Annotated in this window: 14 protein-coding genes and 2 tRNA genes; 7 read left to right on the plus strand and 9 right to left on the minus strand. The window is 61.9% G+C overall.

The features are described 5' to 3' along the window. The first annotated feature begins 48 nt into the window (after positions 1-48). The gene (locus tag AAGQ88_RS20115) at positions 49-975 is read left to right on the plus strand and encodes a glyoxylate/hydroxypyruvate reductase A (protein WP_342653373.1); all 927 of its coding nucleotides are present in this window, start codon (positions 49-51) and stop codon (positions 973-975) included. A 218-nt stretch (positions 976-1,193) separates the two neighbouring features. Here AAGQ88_RS20115 and AAGQ88_RS20120 read toward each other — a convergent pair whose 3' ends face one another. Further along, entirely contained in the window at positions 1,194-5,027 is a 3,834-nt protein-coding gene (locus AAGQ88_RS20120) for a bifunctional nitrate reductase/sulfite reductase flavoprotein subunit alpha (RefSeq protein ID WP_342653374.1), read from the minus strand. A gap of 693 nt (positions 5,028-5,720) precedes the next feature. Here AAGQ88_RS20120 and nirB point away from each other — a divergent pair. Both nirB and nirD read left to right on the plus strand, forming a co-directional pair. Next, complete coding sequence (nirB, locus tag AAGQ88_RS20125) at positions 5,721-8,282, plus strand: nitrite reductase large subunit NirB (RefSeq protein ID WP_342653375.1); 2,562 nt, start codon at positions 5,721-5,723, stop codon at positions 8,280-8,282. Beyond that, the gene (gene nirD / locus AAGQ88_RS20130; RefSeq protein WP_285426685.1) at positions 8,279-8,656 is read left to right on the plus strand and encodes a nitrite reductase small subunit NirD; all 378 of its coding nucleotides are present in this window, start codon (positions 8,279-8,281) and stop codon (positions 8,654-8,656) included. The genes nirB and nirD overlap by 4 nt, the downstream gene beginning before the upstream one ends. A 213-nt stretch (positions 8,657-8,869) precedes the next feature. Here nirD and AAGQ88_RS20135 read toward each other — a convergent pair. Both AAGQ88_RS20135 and AAGQ88_RS20140 read right to left on the minus strand, forming a co-directional pair. Beyond that, a tRNA-Asp gene (locus tag AAGQ88_RS20135) sits at positions 8,870-8,946 on the minus strand. A 20-nt stretch (positions 8,947-8,966) separates the two neighbouring features. Then, positions 8,967-9,042, minus strand: a tRNA-Val gene (locus tag AAGQ88_RS20140). Positions 9,043-9,202: 160 nt separating this feature from the next. Between AAGQ88_RS20140 and rdgC the strand changes: the two genes are divergently transcribed. Further along, on the plus strand, positions 9,203-10,123 hold the full coding sequence (gene rdgC / locus AAGQ88_RS20145) for a recombination-associated protein RdgC (RefSeq protein ID WP_093463655.1): 921 nt from the start codon (positions 9,203-9,205) through the stop codon (positions 10,121-10,123). Between the two features lie 111 nt (positions 10,124-10,234). Continuing rightward, complete coding sequence (locus AAGQ88_RS20150; protein WP_342653376.1) at positions 10,235-11,200, plus strand: bile acid:sodium symporter family protein; 966 nt, start codon at positions 10,235-10,237, stop codon at positions 11,198-11,200. A 170-nt stretch (positions 11,201-11,370) separates the two neighbouring features. Here AAGQ88_RS20150 and AAGQ88_RS20155 read toward each other — a convergent pair whose 3' ends face one another. Together AAGQ88_RS20155 and AAGQ88_RS20160 are read right to left on the minus strand one after the other, a co-directional pair. Then, entirely contained in the window at positions 11,371-13,245 is a 1,875-nt protein-coding gene (locus AAGQ88_RS20155) for an MFS transporter (RefSeq protein ID WP_342653377.1), read from the minus strand. 151 nt (positions 13,246-13,396) lie between these two features. Continuing rightward, positions 13,397-14,542 (minus strand): TDT family transporter, encoded by a 1,146-nt coding sequence (locus tag AAGQ88_RS20160; protein ID WP_342653378.1) that lies wholly within the window; start codon positions 14,540-14,542, stop codon positions 13,397-13,399. A gap of 271 nt (positions 14,543-14,813) precedes the next feature. On the opposite strand from AAGQ88_RS20160, the gene AAGQ88_RS20165 reads away from it, so the two are divergent. Further along, the gene (locus AAGQ88_RS20165) at positions 14,814-18,287 is read left to right on the plus strand and encodes a NahK/ErcS family hybrid sensor histidine kinase/response regulator (RefSeq protein WP_342653379.1); all 3,474 of its coding nucleotides are present in this window, start codon (positions 14,814-14,816) and stop codon (positions 18,285-18,287) included. A 47-nt stretch (positions 18,288-18,334) separates the two neighbouring features. Here AAGQ88_RS20165 and AAGQ88_RS20170 read toward each other — a convergent pair whose 3' ends face one another. From AAGQ88_RS20170 to cysK, 4 genes are all read right to left on the minus strand, one after another. Then, entirely contained in the window at positions 18,335-19,189 is an 855-nt protein-coding gene (locus AAGQ88_RS20170; protein ID WP_285426680.1) for a DMT family transporter, read from the minus strand. A gap of 425 nt (positions 19,190-19,614) precedes the next feature. Then, positions 19,615-20,880: an OprD family porin gene (locus AAGQ88_RS20175; RefSeq protein ID WP_342655850.1), complete on the minus strand. Its 1,266-nt coding sequence runs from the start codon at positions 20,878-20,880 to the stop codon at positions 19,615-19,617. A gap of 236 nt (positions 20,881-21,116) precedes the next feature. After that, a complete protein-coding gene (locus AAGQ88_RS20180; protein WP_285426679.1) occupies positions 21,117-22,055 on the minus strand; it encodes an aspartyl/asparaginyl beta-hydroxylase domain-containing protein in 939 nt (312 codons plus the stop codon). Positions 22,056-22,240: 185 nt separating this feature from the next. After that, positions 22,241-23,215 carry a cysteine synthase A gene (gene cysK, locus AAGQ88_RS20185; protein WP_093463629.1) on the minus strand — a complete coding sequence of 325 codons (975 nt, stop codon included), beginning with the start codon at positions 23,213-23,215 and terminating at the stop codon, positions 22,241-22,243. Between the two features lie 127 nt (positions 23,216-23,342). Here cysK and AAGQ88_RS20190 point away from each other — a divergent pair, with 127 nt between their 5' ends. After that, positions 23,343-24,419: a DUF748 domain-containing protein gene (locus AAGQ88_RS20190; protein ID WP_342653380.1), complete on the plus strand. Its 1,077-nt coding sequence runs from the start codon at positions 23,343-23,345 to the stop codon at positions 24,417-24,419. The last annotated feature ends 46 nt before the right edge of the window (positions 24,420-24,465 follow it).

The following is a 24,465-nucleotide window of genomic DNA, read 5'->3' on the forward strand; positions in this document are numbered from 1 at the left end:
AGCCCTCTGGCATCGTGACCAGACTTTCCCTGCGCTTGCGAGAACCCCATGGCCTTGCTGTTCAAAGTCGACGATGCCCGCGGCCCCGTCTGGCTCTCCCTGTTCCGGCAACATGCGCCGGACATCGACGTGCGGCTGTGGCCGGACACGGGAGAGCCCTCGCAGGTGCGTTACTTCGCGGCCTGGCAGCCACCGCAGAATCTGCACGAACAGTTCCCCCGTCTTGAGGTGATTTTCGCCACCTCGGCCGGCGTGGATCAGTTCGACCTTGGCGAGTTGCCCGAACACATCAAAGTCGTGCGCATGCTCGACCCCGGCATCGCCAGGGGGATCATCGAGTACGCCTGTTTCGCCGTGCTAAGCCTGCATCGCCAAATCCCGCTGTACCTGCAACAGCAGCGCGAACGGCAGTGGCAACTGCACCCGCTCGTCCCGGCCACGAAACGTCGCGTAGGGGTCATGGGCCTGGGCAATCTCGGCGCGGCCGTGCTCGAGAGCCTGCGCCCGTTCGGCTTTGAGTTGAGCGGCTGGGCGCGCTCCGAAAAAGACCTTCCAGGTGTGCGCTGCTTTGCCGGCAGCGATCGGTTACCGGCATTTCTGGCGCAGTGCGACGTGCTGATCTGCCTGCTGCCACTGACTGAAGACACCCGCGGGATTCTCAACGCGAACACCTTCGCGTCGATGCCCAAGGACGCGCAATTGATCAACCTCGGACGCGGCGGCCATCTGGTTGAAAGGGACCTGCTGGATGCCCTGGCAAGCGGGCAATTGAGCCATGCGATCGTCGACGTTCTGAACGACGAACCGCCCGCCCCCGACCATCCGTTCTGGCAACACCCCGCCATCTGGCTGACCCCACACATCGGCGCCAACACCTCGCCCGACAGCGCGTTCGACGTCCTGCTGGCAAACATCCGCCGTCACCAGCAAGGACACGCCATGCTGGGAGAGATCGCCCGGGATCAGGGCTATTGAGCGTCTCAGTAGGACGAGGTCTAGCCAGTCCCCAACGGTTACGCTCTGCGTCGGTAGGACCGGCTTTAGCCGGGAAGAGGCCTGTGTGCACGCCATCGATTTTGCGACTTGGCAACCGACGCCTTCCCGGCTGAAGCCGGTCCTACGGATTTGCGCGTCGCCAGCTACATTCCCTGTCATGGCGGTGGGCGTCAGATCGCTGGCGGACGTGCAGCCTCTCAATACACGTCCCGCAGGTAGCGCTTTTCCTGGGCCAGTGATCGCAGATACTCAGCGGCCCGTTCGCGATTTAAGCCACCGTGCTGGCTGACGATGTCGCGCAAGGCGTGATCGACATCCTTGGCCATGTGCGTGGCATCGCCGCAGATGTAGATCCGCGCGCCGTCCTGCAACCAGCGCCAGAGCTCGGCACCATGCTGGCGAATGCGGTGCTGGACGTAGATTTTTTCCGCCTGGTCGCGGGAGAACGCCAGGCTCAGGTTCGTCAGCAATCCGCTACGTTGCAGGTCCTCGAATTCGTCGCGGTAATAGAAATCCGTCGCCGCGTGCTGCTCGCCGAAGAACAGCCAGTTGCGCCCGCGATCACCGCGAGCCCGGCGCTCCTGAAGAAAGGCCCGAAACGGCGCCACGCCGGTGCCGGGACCGATCATGATCATGGGCACATCGCCGTCGGCCGGCGGGCGAAAGTGTTGCGTCGGTTGCAGGAAAATCGGCACCTCAGCCTGCTCGGCCCGATCCGCCAGAAAGGTCGACGAGACGCCCTTGCGTTTGCCGTAGCGCACCGCCGCCACAGTGAGGTGCACCGCATCCGGATGAACCTTTGGACTGGACGCAATGGAGTACAGCCGAGGCTGCAGCGGCCTTAAGTGCTCGAGCAGTTCCTGCCCCGACGCGCGAAGCGGAAACTCGCGCAGGACATCCGCCAACTGTCGCCCCCACAACCAGCTTTTCAGCTCATCCTTGAAGGGTTCGCTGAGCAACGTTTTCAACTCTTCGTTGCCGCTGCTTCGGGCGATGAACGCCAACGTCTCCGCGTTCGGCCGCGCGATTTCAAAGCGCTCGGTCAACGCCTGCCGCAACGAAACATCACCTGCCTCCGCGATTTGCACCGACCGGTCGCCTTCAAGCCGGGTCAGTTCAAGCACCTCGTCCACCAGCGCCGGGCAATTGCGCGGCCAGACACCCAGCGCATCGCCCGCCTCATACGTCATGCCCGAATCGCCCAGCGTCAGCGCGAACTGGCGAGTGTCCTTGCTCGCGCCATCTGCGTTCAGTCGACGATTGATCGACAAGCGGGCTGAGTGCGGGCGTGTCCGCGAAGGTTGATCGCCTGGCTGCTGCTCGCCCTCGCCCAAGGTGGCAAGGGGAAGGTCTAACGCCAGCGCCTGTTGCAACCCTGCGAACCAACGTTCGGCGTGCGGCTGGAAGTCGCTGTCGCAGTCGATTCTCGGCATCAGCGCCGACGCGCCCAGTGCCGACAGGCGTTGATCCAGCTTCTTGCCGTGCTGACAGAATGTTTCATAGCTCTGATCGCCCAACGCCAACACGGCGTAACGCAACGACTCCAGCCGTTCCTCTTGGGCGCAGAGCGTTGCCCAGAACGCCTGCCCGTTGTCCGGCGGGTCGCCATCGCCGAACGTGCTGGTGATCAGCGCGACAGTGGGCCGTTGGGCCAAAGCGGCGACCGGAAAATTGTCCATCGGCGAAAGCTGAACCAACACACCGCCAGCCCGCAACAGCGCGCCGATCCGCTTGGCCAGCGACTCGGCATTCCCGGTCTGCGAAGCCCACAACAGCGTGAGCAGCGGTGCTTCACCGAGCCGCTCCTGCGCCTCTTCCCGCGCTTGCTCCTGACCCTCGGCACCGGCCTGCACCAAGTCGATGAACCGATGACCGATCAACTCGATCTTGCGCAACGCCACCGCACAGAACTTGAACTCAGGCTGTTGTGAAATCGGGTCGATGGCGTCGCTGGTCACGGCGTTGATCGCAAGGTGCTCGCCGTACACGTCATTCCAGTGAAAGGGCGCAAAACACTCGCCGGGCCGCACGCGATCCGTGACCCGAGCGGGCAATATCGCCTGCCCGCGGGCCGATCGGATCTCGACCGCGTCTTTTTCCCGCACGCCCAGTGCAGCGGCGTCTTGCGGGTGAATCTCGATGAAAGGCCCGGGGTTGAGCCTGTTCAACGTCGCGACCTTGCCGGTCTTGGTCAGCGTGTGCCACTGATGCTGCAAACGACCGGTGTTGAGCACCCACGGGAAGATGGCGTCCGGCATCTCGGCGGGCGGCAGGTGGGGCCGCGGCAGGAACACTGCCTTGCCGTCAGGGGTGGCGAAAACCAGGGCGGGGCGCTGGCCCTGCGCGTCCACTTTCAGCGTCTGGCTGACGCCGGTGTTGAGGTAACGCAGCGGATTGCGCGTGCCCTGCGCGTCGGGCGCGCAAGGCCATTGCACCGGTTGGTCACGCAGTTGCGCATAACTGGCGCCGCGTATGTCATAGCCGGTGTCCGGATTCCATGCCCGCTTGATTTCCTCGAACACCTCCTCGGCCGACCCGTAGCTGAACGCCGACGCGAAACCCATTTCGCACGCCACGCGAGCGATGATCTGCCAGTCCGGCAGCGCCTGCCCCGGCGCATCGACCGCCTTGCAGGTCAGGCTCATGTTGCGTTCGGAATTGATCATCACCCCTTCGCCCTCGGCCCACAGCGCACCGGGCAAGAGGATGTCGGCGTAGCGGTTGGTTTCCGTGTCGAGAAAGGCATCCTGGGTGATCACCAGCTCGGCGGCCTGCAACGCCTCGATCACCGTGGCGCGGTTGGCGACGCTGGCCACCGGGTTGGTGCAGATGATCCAGCAGGCCTTGATTGCGCCGTCACGCATCTGTTCGAACAGGTCGATCGTCCCGCCGCCAGGCTCACGCCGCAGACTGCCTTGCGGTATCGCCCAGAGGTGTTCGACGAATGCACGATCGGCGTCGACCAGCAGCGAGCGCTGACCGGGAAGTCCCGGCCCCATGTAGCCCATCTCCCGCCCGCCCATGGCATTGGGCTGGCCCGTGAGTGAGAACGGACCGCTGCCGGGACGACAGATCGCCCCGGTCGCCAGATGCAGATTGCACAGTGCGTTGGTGTTCCAGGTGCCGTGGGTGCTCTGGTTCAGCCCCATGGTCCAGCAGCTCATCCAGTCTGGCGCCTGACCGATCATGCGCGCTGCCTGACGAATGTCGCTTTCGGCAAGGCCCGTGATCTGCGCCACTTTGTCCGGCGTGTACGCGGCCAGAAACGCAGGCATCGTCGCCCAGCCCTGGGTGAAGGACGCGATGAAACCGGCATCGACATCGCCGTTTTCATTCAATAAATAAAGCAGGCCGTTGAGCAGCGCCAGATCGGTACCGGGCCTGATCTGCAGAAACAGATGCGCTTTCTCTGCCGTGGCGCTGCGGCGAGGATCGACGACGATCAACTTCGCGCCGGCCTTGACCCGATCCATCATGCGCAGGAACAAGATCGGGTGGCAGTCCGCCATGTTGGCGCCGATCACGAAGAACAGGTCGGCCCGGTCGAAGTCGTCGTAGGAACCCGGCGGCCCGTCGGACCCCAGCGACAGCTTGTAGCCGCTTCCCGCACTGGCCATGCACAGCCGCGAGTTGGACTCGATGCGCGACGTACGCACAAAGCCCTTGGCCAGTTTGTTCGCCAGGTATTGCGCCTCAAGCGACATTTGGCCCGACACATAAAAAGCCAACGCATCGGGGCCATCGCGATCCAGGATCGTGCGCAGGCGTTGCGCCGTGTGGGTGATCGCCGCGTCCATGTCGGTGCGTACCGGGTCCTCATCTCGCTGACGGCGCAGGTAGGCCGCGTCCATGCGCCCCGATTCTGCAATCGCCTCGCCGCAGGTGGTGCCTTTGGTGCATAACCGGCCGCGATTGGCCGGATGCGCCTTGTCACCCGTGACCTTGATCACGCGGTTGTTCTCGACCTGCATGACGATGCCGCAGCCGACCCCGCAATAAGGACACACACTTCGTACGCTGTTGCTCGCCATAACCATTTCCCGAGGCCAAAAAAAAGACGCCCTGTTCTCTCCCGTTCAGATGAGCGGAGAGCACACGGCGCCTTTGTCGTGAAGATGGCAATCGGCGTTGACTGCCTGTCAGCTGGCAATTGCAAAGGACAGGCCAGCATGGTGCCGGAGGCTTTCGAGCGGTCGATTGGCGGGTGAGCTGGCGCGGGTGGCCTGAGATCAGGGCGCTGCGGCGTGGAAGCAAACCGGCCAGAGAACCGCGGATTTCAGCCTCGCAATGGGGCGAGCCGGACGAAAGCGCACCGTTTGCGTGCCAGTGTCTCCCGTTGCACAAGCGTGGCGCGTCCCGAGATCGGCGGGGAATCCGTCGTGAAAGGGGTGAGCGCGGTCAGCCTGACAGGCCCTTGATCAGGCCGATCGCCGTATCGCGGCAGATCCTGGGACGCGCCACGCGCCTGCACTCATCGTGAGATGTACGCACTGGCACACCCATTGCTTGATCACCTGCAAGTCCAGCCTGAATGCGTGGTTGGCAGCCCTGGTCGGTCAATGACGATCGTCCGCCCCACACGGCATTGGGCTCATCAGGTTGCGCCGACACTGTGGTCGAGCGACAACCCCTAAAAGAACAGGCAAAGGCGCCTGGAACCGAGAGGTTCCGGGCGCCTTTTTTTTGCTTTCAAAAAACCCGATTGGCTTAGGCCGGGACTCGATATGAACACCACAGTCGCCCCTTTTGACGATATGCAGACACTGATCGTGGTTGGCAACGGAATGGTCGGTCACCACTGCGTCGAGCAATTGATCGCCGCCGGTGCCCTTGAGCACTATCGCATTCACGTGTTCGGTGAAGAAGGCCAGCGCGCCTACGACCGCGTTCACCTGTCCGAGTATTTCGGCGGTCGCGATGCCGAATCCCTGGCGCTCAGTGATGCCGCGCTGTATCAGCAGGCCGGACTGACGCTGCATCTGGGCGTGCCGGTGCTGGAAATCGATCGGGCCCGCCGTGAAGTGATCACGTCCGCAGGTTGTTTCACCTACGACAAACTGGTGCTGGCGACCGGCTCCTATCCGTTCGTGCCGCCCATCGAAGGCGCCGAGGGAGACTCGCGGCTGGTTTACCGCACGCTGGACGACCTGGACACCATCCGCGCCGCCGCGCGTCATGCCCGACGTGGCGTCGTGGTCGGCGGCGGGCTGCTCGGCCTGGAGGCGGCCAATGCGCTGAAATCCCTCGGTCTGGAAGCCCATGTGGTGGAGTTCGCCCCGCGCCTGATGCCTGTGCAGCTGGATGATTTCGGCGGCGCAGCCCTCAAGGCACGCATCGAAGCGCTGGGCGTCGGCGTGCACTTGTCCCGCGCCACCCAGTCGATCACGCCTGGCGAGTCTTTCCGCTATCGCATGAATTTCGCCGGTGACGACTTTCTCGAAACCGACCTGATCGTCTTTTCCGCCGGCATCCGTCCGCAAGACGCCCTCGCCCGCCAGTGCCAGCTGGCGCTGGGTCCACGGGGCGGCATCGACATCGACGAACACTGTCGCACCAGTGACGCCGACATTTACGCGATTGGTGAATGCGCCGCCTGGAACGGCAGCGTCTTCGGCCTGGTCGCGCCGGGTTATCAGATGGCACGCAATGTCGCCGCACAATTGTGCGATCAGGACGCTGAACCGTTCTTCGGTGCCGACATGTCGACCAAACTCAAACTGCTGGGCGTCGACGTGGGCTCCATCGGCGATGCCCACGGCGCACTGACCGGCGCGCGCAACTACCGTTTTATCGATGAAGCCACCGACACCTATCGCCGGCTCGTGGTGTCCGCCGACGGCAAACAGGTGCTGGGGGCAGTGCTGGTGGGCGATAACAGTTATTACGACACGCTGCTGCAATACGCGCAGAACGGCATCAAGCTGCCGGCCGACCCGTCGAGCCTGATTTTGCCCCACAGCGACGGCGCGCCCACTCTGGGTGCCGACGCCTTGCCGGCGACCGCCACGATCTGTTCGTGCCATAACGTCAGCAAAGGGGCGATCTGCTCGGCCATCGACAGCGGCTGCAGCGACCTTGCCGGGATCAAGGCCTGCACCAAGGCGGCCACCGGTTGCGGCGGCTGCTCGGCCCTGCTCAAAAGCGTGTTCGAGCACGAACTGACCGCGCGCGGGGTCGCGGTCGACAAGAGCCTGTGCGAACACTTTGCGTTTACGCGGCAAGAGCTGTACGCCTTCGCTCGGGTCGAGACGATCGAGAGTTTCGAGGACATGCTGGCGCGTCATGGCAAAGGCCATGTGGGCTGCGATATCTGCAAGCCGGTCATCGGCTCGATCCTCGCCTCGTGCTGGAACAAGCCGATCATGGACCCGTCACTGGTACCGTTGCAGGACACCAACGACACGTTCATGGCCAATATGCAGAAGAACGGCACGTATTCGGTGGTGCCGCGCATTCCGGCAGGCGAAATCACCCCGCAGGGGCTGATGGCGATTGGCGCCGTGGCGAAAAAATACGATCTGTACACCAAGATCACCGGCGGTCAGCGCATCGACCTGTTCGGCGCCCAGCTGCATGAGCTGCCGGACATCTGGGCCGAGCTGATCGCGGCCGGCTTCGAAACCGGACACGCCTACGGCAAATCGACACGCACGGTGAAGTCTTGCGTCGGCAGCACGTGGTGCCGCTACGGCGTGCAGGACAGTGTGCAAATGGCGCTGAACATCGAGGATCGTTACAAAGGCCTGCGTTCGCCACACAAACTGAAATTCGCGGTTTCCGGTTGCACCCGCGAATGCGCTGAAGCGCAGAGCAAGGACATCGGCGTGATCGCCACCGAAAACGGCTGGAACCTCTATGTGTGCGGCAACGGCGGCATGCGCCCGCGACACGCCGAGCTGTTCGCCACGGACCTGGATGATCAGACGCTGATTCGCTACATCGACCGTGTGCTGATGTTCTACATCCGCACCGCCGACAAATTGCAACGCACCTCGGTATGGCGCGAGTCGCTGGAGGGTGGGCTGGATTACCTCAAGGCGGTGGTCATCGACGACAGTCTGGGTCTGGCCGCCGAGCTGGAAGCGCAAATGCAAGTGGTGGTCGATCGGTATGAATGTGAATGGGCGAACGCGCTCAAAAGCCCGGAGAAACTCAAACGCTTTCGCACGTTCGTCAATGACAAGGCGGCCGACCCCGACATTCATTTCGTCAAGGAACGCAGCCAGCGTCGCCCCGCGAGAGCCAGCGAACTCAACCTTATTCCCGTCCAGGAGACCGCACGATGAGTCAGGCCAACGCAGTGATGATGGATGCTCCACAGAGCAGGGTCTGGCGCGCCGTGTGCGGGCGTGATGACTTGGTGCTCAACTCCGGCGTCGTGGCCCTGGTGGGCAATACGCAGGTGGCACTGTTTTACGTCGCGTCGATCAGTGGCACGCCGCAGCTGTTTGCAGTCGACAACCGCGACCCGGTATCCGGGGTCAACGTGATCGGACGTGGCTTGATCGGGAGTCTTGGCGGCGATCTGGTGGTTGCGTCGCCGTTGTACAAGCAGCATTACCGTCTGGAAAACGGCACATGCCTGGAAGATGCGTCATTGAAACTGCGCACCTGGCCGGCGCGATTGAACGGCGATGTGGTTGAGGTGGACGTGGGGTGATGTTCGACCCTGGTCGGCGCGTCTTGTAGAAGCGTGCTTGCCCGCGATTGCGACAGATCAGCACCCTGAATGTTGTCTGTCACTGCGCAATCGCGGGCAAGCGCGCCTACCGAATGCGACGCGCCAAGGCATCAAAACGCAGGCACAAAAAAAGCGACCCTAAGGTCGCTTTCTTCGTCGTTTCGAGGAGTTCAAGGGCCTCGAAACTTAATATGGCGCAGCGGACGGGACTCGAACCCGCGACCCCCGGCGTGACAGGCCGGTATTCTAACCGACTGAACTACCGCTGCGCGTAACACCTTTCAACGAGTGGTGGGTGATGACGGGATCGAACCGCCGACCCTCTGCTTGTAAGGCAGATGCTCTCCCGGCTGAGCTAATCACCCTTGTCTCTCGGTGTGGCGCGCATTCTACGGAGCGATCAAACCTCTGGCAAGCACTTTTTCAAATAATTTTTATAATCCAACCAAAGGCTTACATCAGGGTTGGCCGCACGGTCGCGGCAGCGAATAATGCCCCCCTTTGTATAAAGGAGAGATGTACCCCATGTGGTTCAAAAACCTGCTTGTCTATCGCCTGACCCAGGACCTGCCATTTGACGCCGAGGCGCTGGAAACCGCATTGGCGACCAAGCCTGCACGTGCTTGTGCCAGCCAGGAGTTGACCACTTACGGTTTCATTGCCCCGTTCGGCAAGGGCGAAGACGCGCCGCTGGTGCATGTCAGCGGCGATTTCATGCTGATCGCAGCGCGCAAGGAAGAACGCATTCTGCCGGGCAGCGTCGTCAACGACGCACTCAAGGAGAAAGTCGAAGAGATCGAGACCGAGCAAATGCGCAAGGTCTACAAGAAAGAACGCGATCAGCTCAAGGATGAAATCATCCAGGCGTTCCTGCCGCGCGCCTTCATTCGTCGTTCCATGACTTTTGCCGCGGTCGCGCCCAAGCAAGGCGTGATTCTAGTCAACGCCTCCAGCCCCAAGCGTGCCGAAGACCTGCTGTCGACCCTGCGTGAAGTGGTCGGTTCGCTGCCGGTGCGTCCGGTCACCGTGAAAACCGCGCCGACCGCCGTGATGACCGAATGGGTCAAGACCGGCCAGACCGCCGAGAACTTCTTCGTGCTGGACGAGTGCGAACTGCGCGACACCCACGAAGACGGTGGCATTGTGAAGTGCAAGCGTCAGGACCTGACCAGCGACGAAATTCAGCTGCACCTGAGCACGGGCAAGGTCGTCACGCAACTGTCGCTGGCCTGGCAGGACAAGCTGTCATTCGTGCTGGACGATAAACTCAGCGTCAAGCGCCTGAAATTCGAGGACCTGCTGCAGGATCAGGCCGAACAGGATGGCGGCGATGATGCGCTGGGCCAGCTGGACGCCAGCTTTACCCTGATGATGCTGACTTTCGGCGAGTTCCTGCCGGAATTGTTCGAAGCCTTGGGCGGCGAAGAGATTCCGCAAGGGATCTGATTCCACCCACCTTCGTGCAGGAGCGCGCCTGGTCTGGGCCGCATTCGACGAATGCGGCCCAGACCAGGCGCGCTCCTGCAATCGTGAAACCCATAATAAAAGGAGCGAGCCATGCGTGCCCTGGCTGCGTTGAGTCGTTTTGTCGGTAATACCTTCGCGTACTGGGTGCTGCTGTTCGCCGTGCTGGCGTTCCTGTTCCCGACCTGGTTCATTAGTCTGAAAACCCTGATCGTGCCGCTGCTGGGGCTGGTCATGTTCGGCATGGGCCTGACCCTCAAGCTCGACGACTTCTCGGAAGTCGTGCGTCATCCGTGGCGTGTGGCGCTGGGCGTCGTGGCCCATTTCGTGATCATGCCGGGCGTCGCCTGGCTGCTGTGCCAGGTGTTTCATCTGCCTGCAGAAATCGCTGTCGGCGTCATCCTGGTCGGTTGCTGCCCGAGTGGCACGTCATCCAACGTCATGACGTGGCTGGCGAAAGGCGATCTGGCCCTGTCAGTCGCCATCGCGGCCGTCACCACCCTGCTTGCGCCGCTGCTGACGCCGGCGTTGATCTGGCTGCTGGCCTCGGCGTGGCTGCCGGTCTCGTTCATGGAGATGTTCTGGTCGATCCTGCAACTGGTGATGCTGCCGATCGTGCTGGGCGTGATCGCTCAACGCCTGCTCGGCGCGCGCGTGCAATTCGCGGTCGACGTGCTGCCGCTGATTTCGGTGGTGAGCATCGTGATGATCGTCTGCGCCGTGGTAGCCGCCAGCCAGTCCAAGATCGCGGAGTCGGGCCTGCTGATCATGGCCGTGGTCATTCTGCACAACAGCTTCGGTTTCCTGCTGGGCTACTTCACCGGCAAGCTGTTCAAGCTTCCACTGGCCCAACGCAAGTCGCTGTCACTGGAAGTCGGCATGCAGAACTCCGGCCTTGGCGCCGCCCTCGCCAGCGCGCACTTCTCCCCGCTCGCCGCCGTGCCCAGCGCGTTGTTCAGCGTATGGCACAACATCTCGGGCGCGTTGCTCTCGACGTATTTCCGGAAGATGGCTCCGGATGAAGAGCGTCCAGCGCAGCAAAAGCCTGCTGCGCATTAACGGACAGAGCGGCAAGTTGCATCGTGATGAGGGTGGGCCAAGCGCGGGACTGCTTCTTACCCACCTGACTCATTCGCAAGAGGCCGGGTCAGGCGATCGGTGATCATCGCCCCGCCCTGCCCCGCTGCCTCGAGCATGTCCGCCCACAGAGCATAAAGACATGGCAACGCTTAGCGCACGGTGCCTCTAAGTGCCGCCACGCGCTCGCGCACCAGCGCCGGTTGCGATTCTTCGCCGGTCAGGGCCGGTCCGGCCACCAGGGTGACGCGTGACCAGAGCCTGCGAAACACGCCTTTGTCCGGGTCACGGCTGAAGAAGCTGCCCCACAAGCCTTGCAATGCAAGCGGGATAACCGGCACGTCGGTCTCTTCCAGCACGCGGGTCATGCCGCTTTTGAATTCGTCGATTTCGCCCGTTGTGGTCAGTTTGCCTTCTGGGAAGATGCACACCAGTTCGCCTTCCTTGAGGTAGCCGGCAATGCGCTTGAACGCCTGGTCGTAGATGATCAGGTCCTCGCTGCGTCCGGCGATGGGGATGGCGCCTGCGGTGCGGAAGATGAAGTTGAGCACCGGCAGGTTGAAGATTTTGTAGTACATGACGAAGCGGATCGGGCGGCGTACCGAGCCTGCGATCAGCAGCGCATCGACGAACGAGACATGGTTGCAGACCAGCAGCGCCGCGCCCTCGTCGGGAATCCGCTCGAGGTCCTTGTGCTCCACGCGGTACATCGAATGGCTGAGCAGCCAGATCATGAAACGCATGGTGAATTCCGGAACGATCTTGAAGATGTACGTGTTGACCGCGATGTTCATCAGCGAGACGACGAGAAACAGCTGCGGGATCGACAGCTTCACCACGCTGAGGAAGACGATCGAAACGATGGCCGACACCACCATGAACAGCGCGTTGAGAATGTTGTTGGAGGCAATGACGCGGGAGCGCTCCTTCTCCGGGGTGCGCGACTGAATCAGTGCGTACAGCGGAACGATGTAGAAACCGCCGAAGATGCCAATGCCCAGAATGTCCAGCAACACCCACCAGGCCTGAGCGTAACCGAGAATGGCCAGCCAGTTGTTGGCCTGGACGTTTTGCGGAAAATCGCCCGAATGCCACCACAGCAACAGGCCGAAAACCGTCAGCCCCATCGAGCCGAACGGCACCAGACCGATCTCCACCTTGCGCCCCGACAGGCGCTCACACAGCATGGATCCTGCGGCGATACCGATGGAAAACACCGTCAGGATCAACGTGACGACGGTTTCATCGCCGTACAGAAACTCCTTGGCGTAGGCCGGAATCTGCGTCAGATAGATCGCGCCGACGAACCAGAACCAGGAGTTGCCGACGATGGAGCGTGAGACCGCTTTGGTCTGCCCCAGCCCGAGTTTGAGGGTGGCCCAGGATTCGCTGAAGATGTTCCAGTTCAGGCGCATTTCGGGGGACGCGGCGGCTGCGAACGGTATCGCGCGGCTGGCCAGGTAACCCAGGCAGGCAACCAGCACCATTGCGGTAGAGACGATTGGCGCATAGCTGTTGGCCGACATCATGATGCCGGCGCTGATGGTGCCCGCGAGGATCGCCAGGAACGTGCCCATCTCGACGAGGCCGTTGCCACCCACCAGTTCGTTTTCGTGCAGGTGCTGCGGCAGGATCGAGTATTTCACGGGCCCGAACAGCGCCGAGTGCGTGCCCATGGCGAACAGTGCAGCCAGCATCAGCGACAGGTGATCGTAGAGAAAGCCGACGGCGCCGACGACCATGATGGCGATTTCGAGCAGCTTGATCAGGCGGATCAGTCGGTCCTTGGGGTATTTCTCGCCGAACTGGCCGGCCAGTGCAGAAAACAGGAAGAACGGCAGAATGAACAGCAATGCGCACAGGTTGACGTAAATCGAGCGATCGCCGCCGACGTTGAGCTTGTAGAGAATGGCGAGGATCAGCGATTGCTTGAAGATGTTGTCGTTGAATGCGCCCAGCGACTGCGTCACGAAAAACGGCAGGAAACGCCGTTTGCCCAACAGACTGAATTGCGACTGACTCATCAAACTTCGTCCTGAATGACGCCGGGTTCGGCTTTGGGATTGGAAGGCGGGATTCCTGTCCGAGCCACATTGAAGACGTTGCAGGGATGAATGTACAGACCTCTTCGCGAGCAGACTCGGGCCACACTGGGCTCGCGCGCGCCATGAGACCGTGTCAGCCCTTCAACCCGGCAATGCAGGGCGACACGAACAATTCGCCGGTGTAGGCACCGATCAGCGTGCGCTTCGTGATCGCCAGCCAGAGCACGGTCAGGGCGACGGCCAGCAGGCTGCCGAGGGTCGAAAAGAATGCCAGGTTCAGCACTGCGCCCAGCTTGAGGGTGGTCAGGGCGAAGACGCCCAACGGAAAGGTGAACCCCCACCAGCCGAGGTTGAATGGCATGCCGTTGCGCAGATACCTCGCGGTGATCAACAGCGCCATCAACAGCCACCACACGCCCACGCCCCAGAGCAGAATGCCGGCGATCAGACCCAGTCCGGAGGCGATCTCGCCCACGCCTTGCAGACCATGGGCCGCAAACACGGATGGTGCGTCAGCGCCCAGCACCATCAGGCCCAGCGCGCCCGTGCTGATCGGGCCCAGCGCCAGCCAGCTCGATGCGGCCATGCTTTCGTGCGGCAATTTATGCAGCGCCATGCGCAGCAGCAGAATGGTCAGAATGCTGAAAGCCACCGGCACCGAAAGCGCCCAGAGCACGTAGCTGGTGATGAGCACGTTGAACTGGCTGTGCGCGTCGGGCAGATGCGCGGCGAGCAAGCCGCCACTGACCGCTGCGACTTCGGCCGCCACGACGGGCAACAACCATACGGCGGTCATCTGATCGATGCGATGCTCCTGACGCGTGAACATCATGAATGGAATCAGCACGCCGCAGGCCAGCGACAGCGCAACGTCCAGCCACCACAGCGCTTCGGCGAGCGGCAAGACCGCAGCGCCCCAGCGCGCCTGCCCGAAGAGGAGCAGACCGTTGATCAGGGTCGCCATGCCCATCGGAATCGTGCCGAAGAACATCGACACCGTGGAGTGGCCGAACACCCGCCGCGCTTCTTGGAAGAACAGGACCCAGCGAGCGGCATACAAAAAGCTGAAGGTCAGAAACAAGCCGATGTTCAAGAACCACAGCGCTTCGGCCAGCTGAAAAACCCCGGCGATGTTCACCGGCAACTGCGTCAGCACAGTGGACAGGATGCCGGTGCCCATCGTGGCGGCGAACCAGTTCGGCGTGAACTGGCGGATGACTTCCCGTGGGTGAGTCAGTTGGCTGAAGGGTCTGCGTGGCAGAGAGAGGATGTGATTCATGGTGCGCTCCGGTCCCCGTATGAGGTGGTATCCATGTTACGGCGCGCCCTGATATCGATTAAGCGGGTAATTTCTCTATACCTCATAGATTTCACAGATATGTGGTTCTCTTTCGCGGGCAAGCGCGCTCCTACATAGATCGTGCACACCGGCGAACCTGCGCCAACGCTCAGACCTTGGTCGAGACAGACGAACGTCATCCGGCATGCGAGACTGTCCCACCTGCAATGGATCGCAGTTGAAATCGATACCGCTTGAATCTGGAGTTCCCATGTCGCTGTCCAGCGGACTGATCGCTGCCGTCGCTCTGGCCTATATGGCCATCATGTTCGCCATCGCCTTCTACGGCGATCGTCGGCGCGCACCGCTGCCGCCTCGTTTGCGGGCCTGGGTTTACAGCCTTTCGCTGGCGGTCTACTGCACCAGCTGGACGTTTTTCGGCTCTGTGGGGCAGGCCGCCGAACAGCTGTGGTCGTTCCTGCCGATCTATCTGGGGCCGATCCTCTTGCTGCTGCTGGCGCCCTGGGTGCTGCAGAAGATGGTGCTGATCAGCAAGCAGGAAAACATCACCTCCATCGCCGACTTCATCGCCGCTCGCTACGGCAAGTCGCAATCGCTGGCGGTTGTCGTCGCCCTGATCTGCCTGATCGGCGTGTTGCCCTACATCGCGCTGCAACTCAAAGGCATCGTGCTGGGGGTGAACATCCTCATCGGCGCCGGCGCCGACGCTGCGGGCACCCGCGCTCAGGACACCGCGCTGATCGTCTCGCTGGTGCTGGCGCTGTTCACCATCGTCTTCGGCACGCGCAACCTCGACGCCACCGAGCACCATCGCGGCATGGTCCTGGCGATTGCGTTCGAATCCCTGGTCAAGCTGTTCGCCTTCATGGCGGTCGGCGCCTTCGTCACGTTCGGCCTGTACGACGGCGTCGATGACCTGTTCAGTCAGGCCATGCTCGCGCCTCGTCTTGAGGAGTACTGGAAAGAAACGGTCAACTGGCCTTCGATGGTCGTGCAGACCGGCGTGGCGATGATGGCGATCGTCTGCCTGCCCCGACAGTTTCACGTCACGGTCGTGGAAAACATCGAGCCCCAAGACTTGCGCCTGGCCAAATGGGTATTCCCCGCTTATCTGCTGCTGGCGGCGGTGTTCGTGGTGCCGATCGCGCTGGCCGGGCAGATGCTTCTGCCGGCTTCCGTCCTGCCCGACTCGTTCGTGATCAGCGTGCCACTGGCGCACGCGCACCCTGCTCTGGCGATGCTGGCGTTCATTGGCGGCGCGTCGGCGGCAACCGGGATGGTCATCGTGGCGAGCGTGGCCTTGTCGACCATGGTGTCCAACGACATGCTGCTGCCGTGGCTGCTGCGGCGCAAGACTGCCGAGCGCCCCTTCGAAGTCTTCCGCTACTGGATGCTCTCGGTGCGCCGGGTCAGCATCGTCGCGATCCTGCTGTTGGCCTATGTCAGTTATCGCCTGCTGGGATCGACCGCGAGCCTTGCCACCATCGGCCAGATTGCCTTTGCCGCGATCACCCAATTAATGCCGGCCATGATCGGCGCGCTGTACTGGAAGCCCGCCAACCGCCGGGGCGTGTTTGCAGGGCTGGCCGCTGGCGTCTTCATCTGGTTCTACGCCCTGGTATTGCCGCTGGCCGCGCACAGCATGGGCTGGTCATTGAGCAGCTTCCCGCTGCTGGCCTGGCTGCACAGTAACCCGCTGAACCTGCCGATCAGTCCGCTGACGCAGGGCGTGGTGCTGTCAATGGTGGGTAACTTCGCGCTGTTCGTCTGGGTGTCGCTGCTGTCGCGCACGCGGGTTTCGGAGCATTGGCAAGCGGGCCGCTTCATCGGCCAGGAGCTGCAGGCCCGGCCCAACAACCGTTCGTTGCTGGCCGTACAGATCGAAGATCTGCTCAAACTGTCGGCGCGTTTCGTCGGCGAAGAACGCGCGCAGCAGAGCTTCATTCGCTTCGCCTATCGCCAGGGCAAAGGCTTCAACCCCAATCAGAACGCCAACGGTGACTGGATCGCCCACACCGAGCGGCTGCTGGCAGGCGTGCTCGGCACTTCGTCGACCCGAGCGGTGGTGAAAGCCGCCATCGAGGGTCGCGACATGCAACTCGAAGACGTTGTGCGCATTGCCGACGAAGCGTCCGAGGTGCTGCAGTTCAACCGCGCCTTGCTGCAGGGCGCCATCGAGAACATCACCCAGGGCATCAGCGTCGTCGACCAGTCCTTGCGGCTCGTGGCGTGGAACGACCGCTATCTGGAGCTGTTCAATTATCCCGAAGGGCTGATCAGCGTCGGCCGGCCCATTGCCGACATCATTCGCTACAACGCCGAACGCGGGCTGCTCGGACCGGGTGAGGCGGAAGTGCACGTGGCCCGACGCCTGCACTGGATGCGCCAGGGCCGCGCGCACACCTCCGAACGCCTGTTCCCCAACGGCCGGGTGATCGAGCTGATCGGCAACCCGATGCCCGGCGGCGGTTTCGTCATGAGCTTTACCGACATCACGGCGTTTCGCGAAGCCGAGCAGGCCCTCAAGGGCGTCAACGAAAGCCTGGAGCAACGGGTTGCCGAACGCACCCGCGAGCTGTCGCAATTGAACCTGGCGCTCACCGAAGCCAAGGCCCATGCCGAAGCGGCGAATCAGTCGAAGACGCGGTTTCTGGCCGCTGTCAGCCACGATCTCATGCAACCGATGAACGCCGCGCGCCTGTTTTCCGCCGCCCTGCTGCACACCGATGACAATGTGCCTGACGAGGCGCGCACGCTGATTCAGCATCTGGACAGCTCGCTGCGCTCGGCCGAGGACCTGATCAGCGACCTGCTGGATATTTCGCGTCTGGAGAACGGCAAGTTCACCCCGACCATCACGCCGTTTGCGCTCAATAACCTGTTCGACACCCTGGGTGCGGAATTCAAGGCGCTGGCACACGAACAGGGCCTGAGTTTTCGCGTGCGGGGCAGCCGCTTGCGTGTCGCCAGCGACGCGAAACTGTTGCGCCGAGTGCTGCAGAATTTCCTCACCAACGCCTTTCGTTACGCCAAAGGCCCGATTCTGCTGGGCGTGCGGCGCAAAGGCGGTCAGTTGAGCCTGGAAGTCTGGGATCGCGGTCCGGGCATTCCGGAAGACAAGCGGCAAGTGATTTTCGAAGAATTCAAGCGTCTGGACAGCCATCAGACCCGGGCCGAAAAAGGCCTGGGGCTTGGGCTGGCGATTGCCGACGGCCTGTGCCGCGTGCTCGGCCACACGCTGGAAGTGCGCTCATGGCCGGGCAAAGGCAGCGTGTTCAGTGTCAGCGTACCGCTGGCCCGCGCGCAGACGTTGCCGCACCCGCTGGCCGCCGAACCCAAACGGGCAGAGCTCAACGGCACGCACGTGCTGTGCATCGACAACGAGGACAGCATTCTGATCGGCATGAACAGCCTGCTCAGCCGCTGGGGATGTCAGGTCTGGACCGCGCGCAACCGTGAGGAGTGCCAGACGCTGCTCGACGACGGCATCCGCCCGCACCTGGCGCTGGTCGATTACCACCTCGATCATGGCGAAACCGGCACCGAGCTCATGGCCTGGCTGCGCACCCAACTGGGAGAACCGGTGCCGGGCGTGCTGATCAGTGCCGACGGTCGCCCGGAGCTGATCGCTCAGGTGCATGCCGCGGGCCTTGAGTACCTGGCCAAACCGGTCAAACCCGCGGCGTTGCGGGCGTTGCTCAGCCGGCACGTGAGTTTGAACTAGCGCCGCAGGCCTTCGGCACGATCAGTCGCCGAAGGCCTGACGCTGCCTCACTTCACCTTGCGAAACACGAACACCAATCCCACCACGATCAGCACCATCCCGAGCATGCTCAACAGCGCCAGACGGTTGCCGAAGATCAGGTAATCCATGATCGCCGTCACGGCCGGCACCAGATAAAACAGGCTGGTGACGTTGACCAGATTGCCTTGGGCGATCAGCCGATACAGCAGGAAAGTCGCCAACACCGACACCACCAGCCCCATGTAGATCACAGGCACGTAGAACCCGATGCTGTGTTCGAAATGAAAAGGCTGGAACGGCACGAACACCGCGCACACCACGGCGCCGGCAAAGTACTGCACCGGCAGCGTACCGAGCGGATTGTCAGTGATCCGCTTCTGCATGATCGAGCCGCCGGTCATGCTCAACATGCCCAGCACGCCAAAGAGCATGCCCGCCAGCGATCCGCCATCGCCGATGCCCTGATAGACAACCAGCACCAGACCGGCCAGGCCCAGACACAGGCCGAACATGCGCGACCCCGAACGACTGCGCTCAACCAGCACCGCGGTCAGAATCGGTTGCACGCCCATGATGGTGGCCATGACGCCGGGCGCGACTTTCATGTCCAGCGCCAGCAAATAACAGATCTGATAAGCCCCCAGCAGCACGGCACCGGTTGCCAGGGCGTAACCCAGCGTGCGCCGGGTATCAGGCAGCTTGTAGCCCAGCGTCGGGATGAGGATCGCCAGCGCAATCAGCGCCAGCAGAAAACGAAAGAACAGAAATGCGAAAGGCGAAGCGTGGGTCAATCCCCACTTGGAGACGATCGCCCCGCTACTCCAGAGCAGGACGAACAGGGTAGTCGTGGCCATCGAGGCCAGGGCTTTATTGGCAAACATGGTTTCACCTGTGATTCAGACAAAATCGGACCCGGCACTGGCCGGATTCACGGATGTTTTGTTGGCGTTTTGCAGGCGTGGATCGAACGTTCGCGACGCTCGATCAGGCCAGCACGACCACGCCTGGCGGTGCGGCAACGCACACGACCGGGCTGTTCACAGGGGAAGGTGGGGGATAACGCGTCAGGAAGGCGACTTGCAGGCAACCGCACGGTTCAGCGACAGCGGACGCTGTGGCGTGGAACGCATCATGTGAGCGGGTTGCAGGCATCGTGATCGGCTTCTTGAGAGAAAGAGTCAAAAGGGATGACTCAGTGTTGCCAGACATTGCAACACCGAGGCCGACTATAACCAGCCTGCGATGCCTTGCGCAATATCGAATTCAGCCTTGCGCGTGCGATCGACGTGCGCACGCTTTCGTTCGCTCAGTCCAGCAGATTGAGCGGGTACTCGACCACCAGGTAAAGCCGGTCGATATCGGCGCCGCCCTGCGCATCGTTGCCCCGATGCGAGAGGTGCGACACGTTGAATGACAGGTCCTTGGCAGGCCCCGACTGCACGACGTATTTGAGGTCGATGTCGCGCTCCCAGTGGCGCCCACCCTTGCCCTGGATCGGCTGGTAACGGCCGGTCGACTCATCGAACGGCTGATAGACCGCGCCTTGTGGCGCGTGGGTCCCGTCGATGTCACTGCCGCGCACATAGCGCGTCATGAACTTGAGCCCCGGGATGCCGAACGCGCCGAAGTCCAGATCGTAGCGCGCCTGCCATGACTGCTCGTGGGCGCCGTTGAAGTCCGCGTATTTGATCGAGTTGGCCAGATAGATCGAGTCGCCGCCGACAAAATCGAACGGCGTATCACCGTCGATCTTTTGCCAGGCCAGGGTGAATCCCTGAGGCCCGACATGGTATTTCGCCGACAGGCTGTACGCGGTGTTGTTCAGGGCGCCCGCCTTGGCCGCGCCTTCATCGAGGGTGCGATAAAGATTGCCGTCCAGCAGCAGCGAGCGGTTATCGGACAGCACGCTCAAGTGATGCAGATTGGTGTAGTACTGCCGCCAGGTGTCGGTGAGTTGGGAGGCGTACACAGAACCGCCAAAGGGCGAATCGCCAGTGGTCTCGATACCTGCCAGGCTCAGCGCGCGCCCGTCAGTGCTGGCACCGTAGCCATCAAAGTCACCCTTGGCCGTCGAGGCGTTTTCATTCTTGAACGCCGTGAAGTGCCCGGCCACCAGCTTGACGCCGTCGACGTCGCGGCTGTCGAGAAAAAAGCCCGTTGCGTATTCCGGCTGCAGTCGCTTGTCGCCCGTATCGAGCACCGGCGTTTCCACTTCCATCTCGCCGAACTTCAAGGTCGTGCGTGACACCCTCAGTTTGATCGCGCCACCGGCGTCGGAGTAAGTGTCCGCGGCCCGTCCGTCGTCATCCAGCGGCAACAGCCCGGTCCCCGCTCGCCCTCGCCCGCTGTCGAGCTTCAGGCCATAAAACGCGTGCGCGTCCACGCCCAGACCGAGCGTGCCCTGAGTGAAGCCCGATTGCAGATTGGCGATGAATCCCTGTGCCCACTCCTGCCGGTAACTCTGCCCGGAATGGCCGGTCCGGTAGTCATTCTCGAGGAAGAAATTGCGCGCCAGCACATTCAGCGACGTATCGGCGAGAAACCCATGTTCCTCGTCAGCGGTGGCCGCCATCAGTTTGCAGGAACAGGAAAGTAGCGCGACGGTTAACAGGGTGAGTCGAGTTGCCATGGATCTGCCTTCATCGGAATGCCCCTGGCCGTCGTGAATGGCGGACAGCCGGAAGCGCTCGATGATCGGCGCAGCGCCGGTCGCTGGATTGAATGGGCGTGCTATTCGCCACGAAACAGGGCATTTCGGACAAAAAAAGCGCCGCGGCACACAGTGCGGCGGCGCTTTTCAGAGGTGGATCAGCCGAACAACCAGTACCCGAGCAGCGTCAGCACGACAACCGCAAGCACGGGGCGCAATACGCGGTACGCCTTGGGATTGGCGCGTTTGAACTGCTTGACCTTGCCGCTGAAGGCGTTGCTGAAACGCTTGCTGAACGCATACGCCTGATTGATCCCGCCGACTCGCTCGTCATCGGTATTCTGCGGGGCGGTCGCGCGCCCGAGAAAAGCACTGACGCTGCGGTTGACGGCGGTCATGAAGCGGTTGCTCAACGGCCTTTCGATGTCGCAGAACAGAATCACGCGCGTGACATCGGTTTCGTTCTTGACCCAGTGCACATAGGTTTCATCGAACATGACGTCTTCGCCATCACGCCAGGCATACACTTTGCCGTCGACGAAAATACGGCAGTCGTCGGAGTTCGGCGTCGACAGACCCAGGTGATAGCGCAGCGAACCGGCAAACGGATCGCGATGCGGGTTCAGGTGGCTGCCGCCGGGCAGGAGCGCGAACATCGCGCCTTTGACGTTGGGAATGCGGCTCACCAGTTCAACCGTCTTTGGGCACAGCGCCTCGGCGGACGGCAGCGGTTTGTCGTACCACTTCAGATAAAAGCGCTTCCAGCCTTTCTTGAAGAACGACCCGAAGCCCGCATCGTTGTCCTTGGCGGCGGCGCGTATATAGCCTTCGTCGAACAGGTGCATCGCTTCATCACGAATGATTTCCCAGTTATCGCGCAGCACATCGAGCTCGGGAAACTTGCTGCGGTCCAGATAAGGCTTGGACGGTACGCTGGAAAACAGGTACATCAGGGCGTTATACGGGGCAAACAGTGCGGAGTGATTCACGAACTGACGCAATACCGGCAGACGCGCCTTGCCGCGCAGATGCACGTAAAGCGTGCTGCCCACGAACAGCAGCAGAATCGCCACCTTGGCAGCGAAAGAAAGGGTCATCAAACTCTCCTTGGAACAGGCACATACACATCGTTGCGCTGAACAGCATTGCAGAACGCGGGCAGGATTCTAATCAAACTGCTGATCCCGCCAGATGACCTGAAACAACCATCCGGCGGGTGTGAATGGCGCCCATCATAAGCCTTCGCTGCTCCGGTAAAAAGCCGGAGCGTGCCGCAATGGGGTTATTGAGTCAGCTCCTGTTCAGTGAACAGGTCGCTGAACAGCATGCTCGACAGGTAGCGCTCGCCCGAATCCGGCAAGACGACGACGATGGTCTTGCCCTGCATTTCCGGCTTCTCGGCCATTCGCACCGCCGCCTGCATGGCCGCGCCGCACGAGATGCCGCACAGAATCCCTTCCTCCTGCATCAGCCGCAACGCCATGGCCTTGGCCTCCTCGTCGCTGACCAGCTCGACCCGGTCGATGATCGACAGGTCGAGGTTCTTCGGGATGAACCCTGCGCCGATGCCCTGGATCTTGTGCGGGCTTGGCTTGATCTCTTCGCCCGCCAGCTTCTGCGTAATGATCGGCGACCCCATCGGCTCGACGGCGACCGAGATGATCGGCTTGCCCATGGTGTGCTTGATGTAGCGCGACACGCCGGTGATGGTGCCGCCGGTGCCCACGCCCGCCACCAGAACGTCGATGGCGCCATCTGTGTCGTTCCAGATCTCTGGACCGGTGGTCTTCTCGTGAATGGCCGGGTTGGCCGGGTTTTCGAACTGCGCGGGCATGAAGAACGTGTCCGGATTGGCCGCCACCAGCTCCTCGGCCTTGGCGATGGCGCCTTTCATGCCCAGCGGCGGCTCGGTCAGCACCAGCTCGGCGCCGAGCGCCTTGAGCACTTTGCGCCGCTCGATGCTCATGGAGGCAGGCATCGTCAGCATCAGCTTGTAGCCGCGCGCTGCAGCCACGAATGCCAGACCGATGCCGGTGTTGCCCGACGTCGGTTCGACGATGGTCATGCCCGGCTTGAGCTTGCCGCTGCTTTCCGCGTCCCAGATCATGTTCGCGCCGATCCGGCACTTGACCGAATATCCCGGATTACGCCCTTCGATCTTGGCCAGGATGGTGACCCCGCGCGGCGCGATGCGATTGATCTGCACCAGTGGCGTATTGCCGATGGAATGGGCGTTGTCTGCGTAAATACGGCTCATGACCGGGTCCTTGTGCAGGTTTGGGAAAAGCCCAAAGCCTATGCCTTGGGCCCGTGTGGCGTCCAGTCGTAGCGAACCGATGACACTGCCGACAGTCAACAAATCTACGTAACCGGAGAGTGTCGTCATGAAACGTCGCTATAGCTGGCCGCTGTGGACAATCCTTGGCCTCATCGTACTGCTGATCGCAGTGCATATCGCGTTGCCTTACGTGGTGCGCAACTACCTCAACGACAAGCTCGCCGACATGGGCGACTACCGCGGCCAGGTGGCGGATGTGGATCTGGCCCTGTGGCGCGGCGCCTACAAGATCAACGGGTTGAACATCGTCAAGGTCGACGGCAAGGTGCCGGTCCCGCTGCTCGATGTGCCCGTCATCGACCTGTCAGTCAGCTGGCACTCACTCTGGTACGACCACGCCGTGGTGGCTGAGGTTGCGTTCGTCCGCCCCGAGCTGAACTTCGTCGATGGCGGCGCCAATAAACAGCAGACCCAGACCGGTGCCGGCACCGACTGGCGCGCTCAATTGAACAAGCTGCTGCCCATCACCCTCAACGAATTGAAGATTCAGGAAGGCAAGATCACCTTCAGTAACTTCAATTCGACGCCGAAGGTGAAAATCGAGGCCGACCGGATCAACGCCAGCATCTTCAACCTGACCAACGTCGTCGACACCGCTGGCAAACGCGACGCCCGCTTCGAAGGCAAGGCCCTGTTGCAAGGCGAAGCGCCGCTGGAGACCAGTGCGACCTTCGACCCGTTCAGCAATTTCGAGGACTTCGACTTCAAACTGCGCGCCACCAATCTGCAGCTCAAGAGCATGAACGACTTTGCCTCGGCCTACGGCAAATTCGACTTCAAGGCCGGCAACGGCGATGTGGTGATCGAAGCACAGGCAAAAAAAGGTCAGCTGAGCGGCTACATCAAACCGCTGCTGCGCGACGTGGACATCTTCAATTGGCAGCAGGACGTGGAGAATCAGAACAAAGGTTTCTTCCGATCGATCTGGGAAGCGGTGGTGGGCGCCAGCGAAACCGTGCTCAAGAATCAGGGCAAGAACCAGTTTGCAACCCGCGTGGAATTGAGCGGCAGCGTGCATAAACAGGATGTCAGCGCGTTTCAGGCGTTCTTGCAGATCTTGCGCAACGCGTTCGTGCAGGCGTTCAACACGCGCTACGACAGCGGCAAGAAAGAGGCGGATTGACCGCTATTGCGTCAGGGGGTGAGCCAGGTCGCTCCCTGAGCATGCA

The sequence above is a fragment of the Pseudomonas sp. F3-2 genome (genome assembly GCF_038804275.1).
Taxonomy (GTDB): Bacteria; Pseudomonadota; Gammaproteobacteria; order Pseudomonadales; family Pseudomonadaceae; genus Aquipseudomonas.

What these genes read in the sequence shown, in the direction of transcription:
- AAGQ88_RS20115 (WP_342653373.1), top strand. Translation starts at nt 49, where the DNA reads ATGGCCTTGCTGTTCAAAGTCGACGATGCCCGCGGCCCCGTCTGGCTC.
- AAGQ88_RS20120 (WP_342653374.1), bottom strand. Translation starts at nt 5,027, where the DNA reads ATGGCGAGCAACAGCGTACGAAGTGTGTGTCCTTATTGCGGGGTCGGC.
- nirB (WP_342653375.1), top strand. Translation starts at nt 5,721, where the DNA reads ATGAACACCACAGTCGCCCCTTTTGACGATATGCAGACACTGATCGTG.
- nirD (WP_285426685.1), top strand. Translation starts at nt 8,279, where the DNA reads ATGAGTCAGGCCAACGCAGTGATGATGGATGCTCCACAGAGCAGGGTC.
- rdgC (WP_093463655.1), top strand. Translation starts at nt 9,203, where the DNA reads ATGTGGTTCAAAAACCTGCTTGTCTATCGCCTGACCCAGGACCTGCCA.
- AAGQ88_RS20150 (WP_342653376.1), top strand. Translation starts at nt 10,235, where the DNA reads ATGCGTGCCCTGGCTGCGTTGAGTCGTTTTGTCGGTAATACCTTCGCG.
- AAGQ88_RS20160 (WP_342653378.1), bottom strand. Translation starts at nt 14,542, where the DNA reads ATGAATCACATCCTCTCTCTGCCACGCAGACCCTTCAGCCAACTGACT.
- AAGQ88_RS20165 (WP_342653379.1), top strand. Translation starts at nt 14,814, where the DNA reads ATGTCGCTGTCCAGCGGACTGATCGCTGCCGTCGCTCTGGCCTATATG.
- AAGQ88_RS20170 (WP_285426680.1), bottom strand. Translation starts at nt 19,189, where the DNA reads ATGTTTGCCAATAAAGCCCTGGCCTCGATGGCCACGACTACCCTGTTC.
- AAGQ88_RS20175 (WP_342655850.1), bottom strand. Translation starts at nt 20,880, where the DNA reads ATGGCGGCCACCGCTGACGAGGAACATGGGTTTCTCGCCGATACGTCG.
- AAGQ88_RS20180 (WP_285426679.1), bottom strand. Translation starts at nt 22,055, where the DNA reads ATGACCCTTTCTTTCGCTGCCAAGGTGGCGATTCTGCTGCTGTTCGTG.
- cysK (WP_093463629.1), bottom strand. Translation starts at nt 23,215, where the DNA reads ATGAGCCGTATTTACGCAGACAACGCCCATTCCATCGGCAATACGCCA.
- AAGQ88_RS20190 (WP_342653380.1), top strand. Translation starts at nt 23,343, where the DNA reads ATGAAACGTCGCTATAGCTGGCCGCTGTGGACAATCCTTGGCCTCATC.